Origin of the sequence: Limnobacter sp. (assembly GCF_036405155.1) — a bacterium.
In the GTDB taxonomy this organism is placed as follows: domain Bacteria; phylum Pseudomonadota; class Gammaproteobacteria; order Burkholderiales; family Burkholderiaceae_B; genus Limnobacter.
The window spans coordinates 129,299-141,617 of record NZ_DASWYD010000003.1 but is presented as its reverse complement, the minus strand read 5'-3'; the positions used below and the strand labels follow the sequence as shown (position 1 = coordinate 141,617).

Annotated in this window: 11 protein-coding genes; 5 read left to right on the top strand and 6 right to left on the bottom strand. The window is 56.1% G+C overall.

The window, feature by feature from the left end; all coding sequences use genetic code 11:
- Positions 1-23: 23 nt before the first annotated feature.
- Together VGE55_RS03180 and VGE55_RS03175 are read left to right on the top strand one after the other, a co-directional pair.
- On the top strand, positions 24-3,137 hold the full coding sequence (locus VGE55_RS03180) for an efflux RND transporter permease subunit (protein WP_331130271.1): 3,114 nt from the start codon (positions 24-26) through the stop codon (positions 3,135-3,137).
- Positions 3,134-3,736: a TetR/AcrR family transcriptional regulator gene (locus VGE55_RS03175; protein WP_331130270.1), complete on the top strand. Its 603-nt coding sequence runs from the start codon at positions 3,134-3,136 to the stop codon at positions 3,734-3,736. Before VGE55_RS03180 ends, VGE55_RS03175 begins: the two co-directional genes overlap by 4 nt.
- 43 nt (positions 3,737-3,779) lie before the next feature.
- Here the strand turns inward: VGE55_RS03175 and VGE55_RS03170 are convergent, their stop codons facing one another.
- The 4 genes from VGE55_RS03170 to VGE55_RS03155 all read right to left on the bottom strand — a co-directional run bounded on the left by VGE55_RS03170 (position 3,780) and on the right by VGE55_RS03155 (position 6,718).
- On the bottom strand, positions 3,780-4,433 hold the full coding sequence (locus VGE55_RS03170) for a hypothetical protein (protein WP_331130269.1): 654 nt from the start codon (positions 4,431-4,433) through the stop codon (positions 3,780-3,782).
- A gap of 40 nt (positions 4,434-4,473) precedes the next feature.
- A complete protein-coding gene (locus VGE55_RS03165; RefSeq protein ID WP_331130268.1) occupies positions 4,474-5,124 on the bottom strand; it encodes a hypothetical protein in 651 nt (216 codons plus the stop codon).
- Positions 5,121-6,089 (bottom strand): DUF2515 family protein, encoded by a 969-nt coding sequence (locus tag VGE55_RS03160; protein WP_331130267.1) that lies wholly within the window; start codon positions 6,087-6,089, stop codon positions 5,121-5,123. The genes VGE55_RS03165 and VGE55_RS03160 overlap by 4 nt, the downstream gene beginning before the upstream one ends.
- 113 nt (positions 6,090-6,202) lie before the next feature.
- Positions 6,203-6,718 carry a PAAR domain-containing protein gene (locus VGE55_RS03155; protein ID WP_331130266.1) on the bottom strand — a complete coding sequence of 172 codons (516 nt, stop codon included), beginning with the start codon at positions 6,716-6,718 and terminating at the stop codon, positions 6,203-6,205.
- A gap of 172 nt (positions 6,719-6,890) precedes the next feature.
- Here VGE55_RS03155 and VGE55_RS03150 point away from each other — a divergent pair, with 172 nt between their 5' ends.
- Positions 6,891-7,913 carry an iron ABC transporter permease gene (locus VGE55_RS03150; RefSeq protein ID WP_331130265.1) on the top strand — a complete coding sequence of 341 codons (1,023 nt, stop codon included), beginning with the start codon at positions 6,891-6,893 and terminating at the stop codon, positions 7,911-7,913.
- Complete coding sequence (locus VGE55_RS03145; protein ID WP_331130264.1) at positions 7,910-8,692, top strand: ABC transporter ATP-binding protein; 783 nt, start codon at positions 7,910-7,912, stop codon at positions 8,690-8,692. Before VGE55_RS03150 ends, VGE55_RS03145 begins: the two co-directional genes overlap by 4 nt.
- Before the next feature lie 6 nt (positions 8,693-8,698).
- On the opposite strand, the gene VGE55_RS03140 is transcribed toward VGE55_RS03145, so the two are convergent.
- Positions 8,699-9,328, bottom strand: a complete 630-nt coding sequence (locus tag VGE55_RS03140; RefSeq protein ID WP_331130263.1) for a class I SAM-dependent methyltransferase — start codon at positions 9,326-9,328, stop codon at positions 8,699-8,701.
- An 81-nt stretch (positions 9,329-9,409) separates the two neighbouring features.
- Between VGE55_RS03140 and VGE55_RS03135 the strand changes: the two genes are divergently transcribed.
- Positions 9,410-11,413: an alkyl/aryl-sulfatase gene (locus VGE55_RS03135; protein ID WP_331130262.1), complete on the top strand. Its 2,004-nt coding sequence runs from the start codon at positions 9,410-9,412 to the stop codon at positions 11,411-11,413.
- A 15-nt stretch (positions 11,414-11,428) separates the two neighbouring features.
- Here VGE55_RS03135 and VGE55_RS03130 read toward each other — a convergent pair whose 3' ends face one another.
- Entirely contained in the window at positions 11,429-12,295 is an 867-nt protein-coding gene (locus VGE55_RS03130; protein ID WP_331130261.1) for a bile acid:sodium symporter family protein, read from the bottom strand.
- Positions 12,296-12,319: the final 24 nt, after the last annotated feature.

The following is a 12,319-nucleotide window of genomic DNA, read 5'->3' as shown; positions in this document are numbered from 1 at the left end:
AAAAAATCAGCAGGAGCAGTTCCATGTCACGGTTTTTTATTGATCGCCCTATTTTTGCCTGGGTGATCTCCATTGTCATCATGCTGGCGGGTGTGCTGGCGATTTTCAAATTGCCGATTGCGCAGTATCCGTCGATTGCGCCACCCGCTGTGACCATTCAGGCCACGTATCCCGGCGCCTCTGCCAAAACGCTGCAAGACTCGGTCACACAGGTGATTGAGCAGCGCATGACCGGCCTGGATGGCTTGCGCTACATGAAGTCCACCAGCGATTCCACCGGCAGCATGCGTTTGGAACTTACCTTCGACGCAGGCACCAACCCGGACATTGCCCAAGTGCAGGTTCAAAACAAGTTGGCACTGGCCATTCCGGTGTTGCCACAAGATGTTCAGCGACAAGGCGTGCGCGTGACCAAAAGTGCAGCGGGCTACCTGCTGGTGATTTCGTTCACCTCCACCGATCCGAAACTGGACTCCACCGACATCGCCGACTTCATTTCCTCGAACATCCAGGATGCCATGTCGCGCGTGACCGGTGTGGGTGAAACCCAAGTGTTTGGCGGTTCATACGCCATGCGCATTTGGCTCGACCCCAACAAGATGAACCAGTTCAAGCTCACCACCAGCGACATTAAAAACGCTATCCGGGCCCAAAACGCCCAGGTGTCTGCCGGTGAACTGGGCGCATTGCCTGCCGTGAAGGGCTCATCACTCAATGCCACCATCACCGCGCAAAGCCTGCTGCAAAGCCCGGAGGAGTTCGAGAATATCGTGCTGAAATCCGCCGACGATGGTGGCGTGGTGCGTGTGAAAGATGTGGCACGGGTCAGCATTGGTAGCGACAACTATGGCTTTTCTCCACGCTACAACGGCAAGCCCGCCTCGGGCATTGGTATCCGTTTGGCTTCGGGTGCCAACGCACTGGACACCGCCGATGCCGTGCAGCGCGAAATGGAACGCCTCACGCCCCTGCTGCCCGAGGGCATGAGCTGGACGGTGGCTTACGACACCACACCATTCGTGAAGCTGTCGATTGAGGGCGTGATTCACACCCTGGTTGAAGCGATTGTGCTGGTGTTCTTCGTGATGCTGCTGTTCCTGCAAAACTTCCGCGCCACACTGATCCCCACCATTGCAGTGCCCATCGTGCTGCTGGGCACATTCGCGGTGCTGGCAGCCTTTGGGTTTTCCATCAACACCCTGACCATGTTTGCCATGGTGCTGGCCATTGGTCTGCTGGTGGACGATGCCATCGTGGTGGTGGAAAACGTGGAACGGGTGATGGCTGAAGAACACCTGTCGCCCCTGGAAGCCACGCGCAAGTCGATGGATCAAATTACACCCGCGCTGGTGGGCATTGGCCTGGTGCTGTCGGCGGTGTTTATTCCCATGGCCTTTTTTCCTGGGTCTGCCGGTGTCATTTACAAGCAGTTCTCCATCACGATTGTGGCGGCCATGGCCCTGTCGGTGATTGTCGCTTTGGTGTTGACCCCCGCGCTGTGCGCCACCTTGTTGAAACCCCATGACCCCAACCACAAGCCCAAAGGCTTTTTTGGCTGGTTTAACCGCACCTTCGACCGTGGCAATGAAAAGTATCAAGGTGTGGTGGCCCGCATCCTGAAACGCTCAGGCCGGTTCATGGCCATCTACGGTGCTTTGGTGCTGGTCATGGTGTTCATGTTCACCAAGCTGCCCACCTCCTTCCTGCCGGACGAAGACCAAGGTGTGTTCTTTACCCAGGTGCAGTTGCCTTCCGGCGCCACGCAGGAGCAAACCCTGAATGTGCTGCGCAAAATGGAAAAGCATTTTCTGGAAACCGAAAAAGATGCGGTGAAATCGCTGTTCACCGTGGCGGGTTTCAGTTTCTCCGGCACCGGTCAAAACTCGGGCTTGGGCTTTGTACGACTCAAGCCGTGGGACGAACGCCCGGGCGAACAAAGCGAAGCCAAAACCGTGGTGGCGCGTGCCATGAAAACCTTCTCGCAGTGGCCTGAAGCGGTTGCGCTGGCTTTTGCACCGCCCCCCATTCGCGAATTGGGCAATGCCACCGGTTTTGATGTGTTTATTCAAGACCGGGGCGGCGTGGGCCGGGAAACCCTGCTGGCTGCACGTGACCAATTGCTGGCAGCGGCATCCAAAAACCCTGTGCTGGTGGCGGTGCGCCCCAACGCACCCGCCGATACCTCGCAATATGAACTCGACATTGACATTGCCAAGGCTGGTGCACTGGGTGTGAACATGGCCGAAGTGAACGACACACTGAGCACGGCTTGGGGTGGCACGTATGTGAACGACTTCCTGGACCGTGGACGCGTGAAGAAAGTGTATGTGCAAGGCGATGCGCCCTTCCGCATGCTGCCCGAAGATTTGAACAAGTGGTATGTGCGCAATGTGCGGGGCGAGATGGTGCCGTTTGCCAACTTTGCCAGTGCGAAGTGGACCACCGGCGCACCGCGCCTGGAACGCTACAACGGCCTGCCCGCCGTGGAAGTGCTGGGGCAAGCCGCACCCGGCCGCAGCACCGGCGATGCGTTGAAAGCCATTGAAGACATTGCCCAAGAACTGCCACCCGGTGTTGGCATTGAATGGACTGGTTTGTCCTACGAAGAAAAACGGTCTGGCTCGCAAGCACCGTTGCTGTATGCGCTGTCGCTGCTGGTGGTGTTCCTGTGTTTGGCTGCGCTGTATGAAAGCTGGTCCATTCCGTTTGCGGTCATGCTGGTGGTACCACTGGGTGTGGTGGGTGCCCTGCTGGCTGCTGGTGGCCGTGGTTTGGCCAACGATGTGTACTTCCAGGTGGCCTTGCTGACCACCGTCGGCTTGTCTGCGAAAAACGCGATTTTGATTGTGGAATTTGCCAAAGAGTTGGTGGAAGGTGGCAAAGAACTGTATGAGGCCACGCTGGAAGCCGTGCGCATGCGCCTGCGGCCTATTCTGATGACGTCGCTGGCTTTTGGCCTCGGTGTTGTACCACTGGCGGTGTCCACCGGTGCAGGCTCAGGCAGTCAACACGCCATCGGCACCGGCGTGTTGGGTGGCACCATTTCTGCCACTGCATTGGGTATTTTCTTTGTGCCCATGTTTTTTGTACTGGTGCGCAGCAAGTTCAGCAAGCCCAAGGAGGTTGCACAGCCATGAGTGCACAGTTGGATCGCAAAACCTCGGACAAAGCCGAACTGCGTCGGCAACAAATTCTGGATGCAGCTGCCGAGTGCTTCAAGAAACGCGGCTTTCATGGCGCCAGCATGGCCGATATTTCAAAGTCATTCGGGATGAGCTGCGGGCACATCTACAACTACTTTGAAAGCAAGGAAGCCATTATTGAAGCCATGGTGGCTCGTGACTTGGAACACACACTGGGCAGGCTGGCCACGCTGAGCGAGGAAAAAGACCTGCTGAAGGCCCTGCTGCTTCGCACCGACGAGGGTGTACAGCGCCGGATGGTCAACAGCGGCATGGATGCCGAAATACTGGCAGAAGCCGGACGCAACCCCAAAGTGGCCAAGACGGTGCAAGACACCGACCGTGAAATTCGCGAGCGCTTGGCAGCGTTGGTGGAGCACATTCACCACACGGCGGGCTCACAGCCTGATCCTGACACCGTGCGCGCCAAGACCACACTGCTGATGGCGATTTTTGATGGTTTGATGATTCGCGCCATTCGCGACCCTGAGGTGGTGAAACAAAACCTGGGGCCAACGGTTCGCTTGATGATTCAGAATTTGTTGGCGGGGTGAGCAGCGATCACACTGTATTGATCAATTTTACGAACGGTACCTACTACCGCTTACGAAATGGTCGCTCGCGCTCTTTGTCATACTTACCCATGGAAATGGTCACCAAATAACGCTGTTCATTCGGGTGACGTTCATCCTCAAAGCAGCTTGCAACAATCATTAGCTGATACTTTTCCCCAGCGTCCCAATGCGTGGTTCTGGCCCGGCAATCTTTTAGCGCTTGAATCCAAAATGGACTAGCTTCATAGGCTGGAAAATTTTCTGGATCATCCAAATCCCATCCTGACTTTCTCAACTGGTCCTGAAGATTCAAAATGATGCCGAGAGTATCTTTCAGAGGTAGAGGTTCAACTTGGGGGGACATCCGGATAAATTCAACAAGCCCCTTGTCGTCAAAAGACACCGTGAAAAATTTTGCTGGTGGGGTTACAAAACTGTACTGCTCATCTGCAAACCGCAAATACGAGAGTTGCTCGGGTTGCCTATACCAGTTGTGTCCGGGAATCTCATCACCAATCGTCGCTGTTGAACGGGCCTGCATGTCTTTCCAAGGCTCGCCAATAATCCGGGCGATTTCCTTTGCAGGCATCAGATGGTCAATCGCTTTGCATGCGCCGATGTAAAAGACGGCCAAAATTGCCGCAGAGACGAACCAGTGTTTTCTAATCCAGCGCAGGGCTACCGAGGCATAGTTCATTGAATTGGATGACCTTGTGCAATATCGCAAATGGCGTGTTTTATCGCTTCCGAAACGGTCGCTCCATTTCCTTGTCAAATGCTCCAAGGGAGATCGTTACCAAATAGCGCTGTTCATTGGGATGACGTTCGTCCTTATAGCAGCTAGCAACCACCATCAATTCATATCTTTCCCCGGCGTCCCAATAGGTGCTATTCGCAGCGCAGTTTTTAAGCGCATCAATCCAGAATGAATTGTTTTCATAAGCGGGGAAACCAATCGGATCATCCAAATCCCATCCTGACTTACGCCATTGCTCCTGCAGATTCAAAATGATATTGAGCGCATCTTGGAGTGGTAAAGGTTCTATTTGGGGAGACATGCGAATGCTGTCAATCTTTCCTCGATTAAAGCCAATCGCAAAGAATTTTGCAGGAGGTGTTCTGAACTCATATTGGGGATCGGCAAAACGAAGGTAGGCAAGATCTTTCGGTTCTCGAAACCAAATTTCATCGGGAATGTCATCGCCGATTCTTGCCGTTGAGCGTGCCTGCATGTCTTTCCAAGGCTCGCCGATAATCAGAGCAATTTCTTTGGCAGGCGTCAGATACTCAATAGCTTTGCACGCACCGATATAACCGAACACCAGTATGCTCGCAGATAAGAACCAGTGTTTTCTAATCCAGCGCAGGGCTAGCGAGGCATAGTTCATTGAATGGGGCGACCTTGTGCAATATCGCGAATAGCGCTCTCCACTTGTTGACGGCTTGGGCTGTTCAGGAGTGAATGAAACTGACGAGCTGCGCGCAGTACAAACGGCATTCGCTCATCAAAATTGGCGAGGTTAGCTACGGGGCTATTGCTGAACTCAATACTGCGGCCATCCGGTAACGGTCTACATTGATTGGCCAGTGTTAACTGCACCTTCTCTTCAAAACTGGTTGATATACCGGTGACGTAAGCAAATGAACTGAACGCTTGGTTGGTTCTGAGAAGTGCAGTCATCGCACTGTCGTCATAAATCGTAGGCTGCAAAATATTGAGTTGTTCATGCCGAGCTAGAAGACGAACGCTTTCAGCAATGTCACCACTCTCAATCGCTTCAAAGGCAGGAACAATTTCCTTGAAGTTTAGGCCAAATTGAAGTTTTTCCCTCACTGGCCACAGCACTTGGAATCTCGGATTTGTTGTGATTTGCTGACGTACCCGCAAACACTTCCTCATCTCCTTCAACCCCCGCTTTGCATAAAACATGTGCAAAGGGTAGATATCCAAAAACAGGGTGGTGTTGCCCAATGCCAGCGTGTCATAAATGTATTTACTGGAAATATCGATAGCTGCCATGCCCCCAATTACCGCCGCCATACCCATCTGCTCGTTGGGTGACATTCCCACTGGCCCAGCTTGTTTGATGCGATGTCGAGCTTCGTCAATGGTATTCCGATTGTCCACCGCATGCAGCAACCCACACCCCACCTGCTTCGAAGCAAACGCGGCCAGCCCGGCCCACTCAAACCGTGGGTCGCTAAGCCAAAGGGCGGCATAAGCCGCATTGATTCGCCGGTTTCTCGCGATGGGGTCGGCAATCAGCACACCACCGGGCGCCACAATGTGTTCGGCCTCCCGCTGGTAAATGCGCCACAGGCAGTCACAGGTCAGCACGGGTATGTCGGCCACCCAGCGGTCTTTGCCATCGTAGGCCAACGTGTTGTGGCAACTGCAATCGTCCAGGTCACGGGTGCCTTGGTGCAGGGCCATCTTGTCGCTGGTCAGGTTTTTGAAGGCTTGGCTCATGGGACAGACTGAACAATCAATTTGGCTTCAACGGTTTTTTTCACCACCAAGGGGGCAGTCATGCCCTCGCCATCGGAAACGCCGGTTTCTCGCCCTCCGTTGGACAGCTCAATGGCATACGGAACACCCACCAGGGGCTCCCGCGTCTCATGGTGGCGTAATTTGAATTGCACCACCCGTTCATCGGGCTGATGTTTAACCGGGGTGGGTGGCAACTGGGCAGGTGGCAATGCTGGGCTTTGACCCGTGATGTTGGCGTGTTGCGTACTGCCTTGCGAGGGCACCAGGCTTGCGCCACAGGCTGTTTTCATGCCGGCATACGCCAGCGGAATGTCGTTAAAACGGTGGGTGGGGTTGCCCTCCACAATTGGAAACACCCCTTTGCACAAAGGGCAAGCCACCTTGTGACCCAGGCCCGCCACGGGCCTGCCCTCCACCACATACACGGGGAAGCCTTCCAGCACGGTGCCACCATGGGTGGTGGTGTCGCCTTGGCGTATCATCAATGGCATCGCGAGTTTGCAGTACACACATAAACTACGCACGCTAACACGGGGCCCATTGGCATCAAAAAGTGGTCACCCACAGTGATTGCAAAGGGTTGGTTCTGCCCATGGCTCCACGCTGCCCAGCCAAGCGGGCCGGGGTATACTCGCTGCTGCACATCACTTCCATACCTGCCGCTTGAACACCTTTGCTACCCACACTGCTGGCCAACACCGCTTCCGCACAGGCTTGTGGTTGCTTGGCTTGTTTGCATTGCTGGGCGTGGTAGCCTGGGCCCTGTGCGCTGGCGACTACCCACTGACTGTTCACCAAGCACTGAACGCCCTGTTGCACAAAGGCGACCCCACCGCCATTGCGGTGGTGAACGATTTGCGCCTGCCCCGTTTATTGGGTGCCTTGCTGGTGGGGGCAGCGCTGGCGGGTGCTGGGGCGGCTTATCAAATGTTGTTTCGCAACCCCTTGGTGTCGCCCGACATTTTGGGAGTGAGCACCGGTGCTGGCCTGGGCGCTGTGTTGGGTATTTTTTTGAACTTGCCGCAGGCCGGCGTGCAGGGTTTTGCATTTGCAGGGGGCCTGCTCACCGTGGCGGGCGTGGTGCTGTGTGCTCGCGGGGTGAAGCGGGGCGACCCGCTGCTAAGCCTGGTGTTGATTGGCTTGGTGATGGCCTCACTAACGGGTGCTGTCACCGCCCTGCTCAAAGTGCTGGCCGACCCATACAACCAACTGCCCGCCATGACCTTCTGGCTGCTGGGCAGCCTGGCCAATGCGAACATGAATCAACTGTTGTGGATACTGCCAGCGGTGGTGCTGGGCGTCATCGGCCTAACCCTGCGCCGCTGGGGCCTGAACGCATTGGCATGGGGTGAAGACGAGGCACGCGCGCTGGGCTTGCCTGTAGCCCGCATACGGCTTGAGGTGATTGTGTACTCCACCCTCATCAGCAGCGCGGTGGTGTCCGCCGTGGGTGTGGTGGGCTGGGTGGGCCTCATCATCCCCCATGCAGCCCGCTTGCTGGTCGGCCCCAATTTTCCGCGTTTGTTCCCCGTTTCGCTGTTGTTGGGTGCGCTGTTTCTGGCGTTGGTGGACACCGCATCGCGCGCCTTTACAGCCTTTGAAGTGCCGCTGGGCGTGATCACGGCATTGTTGGGCGGCCCTGTGTTTTTGGCACTGCTGATGCGGCGCGGTGGGGTATCGGCATGAGCCTGAAGGCGAACCATTTGGCCGTTGGCCATGGCCCCTGCGCTGTGGTCGAACAGGTGACTTTCGAATTAAAGCCAGGACACGCCTTGTGCTTGCTCGGGCCCAACGGCAGCGGAAAATCCACCTTGCTGAAAACCTTGCTGGGTATTCTGCAACCCTTGCAGGGTGAACTGCAGGTGGATGGCAAAGACTATGGCCAATTGCCGGGCAGCGCTTTGGCCCGCCAACTGGCCTATGTACCCCAGCACAAAGACGACCCTTTCGCCTTTGCCTGTGAAGACGTGGTACTCATGGCCCGCAGCCACCAATGGCGGGGCCTGGGCGGGGCGCTGATGGGGCCGCGCAACGCGGATCGCGAAGCCGCCCACGCTGCACTCGCAAGGCTGGGCATTGCAAGCCTGGCACAACGCGCATTCAATCAATTGTCGGGTGGGCAAAAACAACTGGTGCTGTTGGCGCGGGCCCTGTGCCAAAACAGCCGCTACATTCTGCTGGACGAACCCACTGCCAGCCTTGACTTTGCCAACGCAGCCCTCGTGATGAAGCAACTGGAACAATTGCTGGCGGATGGGGACCATGCCGTGCTGTGGACCAGCCATGACCCCCAACAGGCCTTGCACCTGCAAGCCGATGTCATGATGTTGCACAAGGGCCGCGTGCTGGCGCAGGGGCCAGCCAGTGAAGTGGTTCAGGCTCAACACTTGAGCCTGCTTTACAACCTGCCGATTGAGGTGGTGCCTACCGCCTCGGGCCCCTGGATTAAAGCACAGCGCAACTAGGCCTCCTCAACCCCTGTAAGCCTGGCCCCAGTAGTTGTAGGTGAATATTTTGGGGCCTGGCACATAGCCTGTGTTCAATTCATCCAGCTTGAAACCGGCTTCACGCAGCAGCGCTGGAATATCCCGGTTCAGGTGGCAGCCACCGGCCAGTGGGCCCCACATGGGTTGAATGCGGTTTTGCCAGCGGTGAATGTGGGCATCCGGCGCAATGCCATGCTCACAAAACAGCAACACGCCATCGGGCTTGAGCACCCGGCGCATTTCACGCAGTGCTGGCAAGGGGTCGGGAATGGTGCACAGGGTGAATGTCATCACCAGCGTGTCGATGCTGGCATCGGCCAATGGGATGGTGTTGGCGGGCAAACCCAACAGCTCCACGCTCAGGCCAGCCTCTTTCATGCGTTTGCGGGCCAAGGTATGCATTTGCATGGCTGGGTCCAGGCCCAACAGCTCGGTCACCTTGCTCGTATCGTAATGGCACAGGTTCAAGCCAGTGCCAATGCCAATTTCCAATACTCGCCCACGGGCACGCGGCACCACCTTGGCCCGCTGCTTGCCAATCGCTTTCATGCCGCAGGCCATGTCAATGAGGTGGGGCAGTACGGCTTTGTCGTACCAATTGGCGATCATTCCCATGCGTATTGTCCTGCTGTGCAGCCTGTAAAAATTGCGTTAGTCTCCTCCACAGAATACAAAAAAACAGACGGAGACAAACCCATGAAAGCCCATTTGCGCCCGGTGGCCTCACCGATTGGCCGATTTGCACAGCACGCGCTGCCCATTTGTTTGGCACTGGCCTTGGTGGCGTGCTCAAAAACCCCCAGCACTGCGGTGGATGCCAACAGTGCAGCATCGGCCACCGTGCAAAGTTTCAATGCCGATGTCGCCAAACTGCCCTTCATGGGCCAAACCCAGTCACTGGAAGATGCCCAGCGCGGGCTGATTGCCAAGCCCACTGGGCAAATCAAGAATGCAGCCGGAAAGGTAATTTGGGACTTTGATGCCTTCAATTTTTTGCAAGGCCCTGCCCCCAGCACCGTGAACCCCAGCCTGTGGAAGCAGGCCATCCAGAACAACCAGGTGGGTTTGTTCAAGGTGGTGGACGGCATATACCAACTGCGCGGTTTCGACCTGGCCAACATGACCCTGATTGAGGGCAAGACAGGCTGGATTGTGGTGGACACCCTGACCTCGGAAGAAACTGCCCGCTTTGCCATTGAATTTGCCCGACAGCATTTGGGCAACAAGCCGATCACCGGCATTGTGTTTACCCACAGCCACATTGACCACTTTGGTGGTGTGCTGGGCTTGGTGAGCGCCAAGGAAGTAAAAGAGAAAAATATTCCAGTGGTTGCACCCGAGGGCTTTATGGAAGAAGCCACCAGCGAGAACGTGTTGGTGGGGCCAGCCATGGGGCGCCGCTCCATTTACATGTACGGCAACACCCTGCCCCGCAATGCGGAAGGCCTTGTGGACAACGGCTTGGGCAAGGCGGTGGCCTATGGCACCGTGGGCATTTTACCTCCCACTGTGCTGGTGAAGGGCAAGGCTCAAACCGTGAGCCTGGATGGTCTTGATTTTGAATTTCACAACGTGCCAGGCAGTGAAGCACCCGCCGAATTTGTGTTCTACCTGCCCCAGTACAAGGCCTTTGGCGCAGCCGAACTGTTTGGGCATACCCTGCACAACCTGTACACACTGCGGGGTGCCAAGGTTCGGGATGCCCTGAAGTGGTCCAACTACATGAACGACGCCATGCAGTATGCCGCCGATGCCGAGGTGAGTTTTCACCAGCACAACTGGCCGGTGTGGGGCAAAGCCAATATTGCCAACTTCATGGAAAAGCAGCGGGACACCTACAAGTTTTTACATGACCAAACCGTGCATGATCTGAACCAGGGCCAAACTGCCTCGGAAATTGCCGACAGCCTGAAGCTGCCCAAATCGCTGAATGAATTCATGAGCACGCGAGGGTACTACGGCACGGTGAGCCACAACGTAAAAGCCATTTATCAGTTCTACATGGGCTGGTACGACGCCAACCCGGCCAACCTGAACCCCCTGCCCCCGGTGGAGCAAGCCAAGCGCTATGTGGAGCTGGCCGGTGGCGAAAGCAACTTGCTGAAAGCAGCACAGGTCGCCTATGACAAGGGTGAATACCGTTGGTCAGCCGAGTTGTTGAAGCATGCGGTGTACGCCAACCCAGACAGCAAACCGGCACGAGAACTGCAGGCCAAGTGTTTTGAACAGATGGGCTACATGGCCGAGTCTGGACCGTGGCGCAATGTTTACCTGACGGGCGCCAGGGAGCTTCGACAAGGAGCCCCCAAGGACGCCATCAAACGCAGCCAATTACTCAACATGCTGGAGCAAACACCGGTGGAGCGGTTTCTGGAAGCCATGTCTGCTGCGGTGAATGCAGACAAAGCAGAAGGCGAGGACCTGACCATCAACCTGAGTTTTTCAGACACGGGTGAGAACTATGTACTGCACATCAAAAACAGCGTGCTGCACCACACGCTGGCCCCACGCAGCAAGGACGCAGCAGGCACGCTGGTGTTGACCAAACCCTTCTTTCTGCAAATGATGATTGGCGAGGCGGGTGCGAAAGACTTGCTGCTGTCCGATCAAACCAAGATTGAAGGCAGCACGCTGAAAGTGGGCAAGTTTTTTGGCATGCTGGACAAAGCCGAGGGCAACTTCAACATCGTCACCCCCTGATCGCCAATAAGAAGGTCAACCGCGACGCCCGCGGTTGACCAACACCCCAAACACGGCCGCGGTAAAAAACACCAAGCCCCCATACACGGCCGCTGGCAAAGCCATTTGCGGGTTGTTGAGTAATGTGGGGCTCATGGCCATGGCGATGGCCAGCGTGCCATTGTGTATGCCGATTTCCATGCCAATCGCAATCGACTGACGCTGGTCAATGCCGGTGAAGCGCGGTACCCAATACCCCACCGCCAGGCTTAATACGTTGAAGGTCAGCACCACGCCGCCAATGATGGCAATGCTGGCGTACAACACGCCCCATTGGGTCACGGTGACCAACACCACCACAGCAATCAGAAAGAATAGTGAGAAAGCCCGCACGGGCTTGTCCATGCGTGCTGAAAAGCCAGATGCCTTGTGACGGATGAACATGCCGATCATGACGGGAATCATGACAATCGCAAACACCTGCAACACTTTGTCGAATTGCAACGGCAACACCGCACCGTGCGCATAAAAGTACATCAGCGCCAGGTTCACGATGAAAGGCATGGTGACAATCGCAATCACGGAATTGATGGCGGTCAGGGTGATGTTCAGGGCCACATCCCCATGCGCCAGGTGGCTGTACAGGTTGGCCGAGGTTCCGCCGGGTGACGCCGCCAGCAACATCATACCCACAGCCAACTCAGGCGGCAGCTTGAACAACAGGCACAGCGCAAAACACACCGCAGGCAACAACACCCCTTGGCACAGCAAGGCCACCACCACCGCCTTTGGGTACACCAGCACGCGCTTGAAGTCATTGAGGGTGAGGCTTAAACCCAGCCCCAGCATGATGATGGCCAGGGCCACAGGCAGCCCCACCGTCAGGAAAACGCTTTGATTCAATCCCTGTCTCCGGAATGTTTTTGT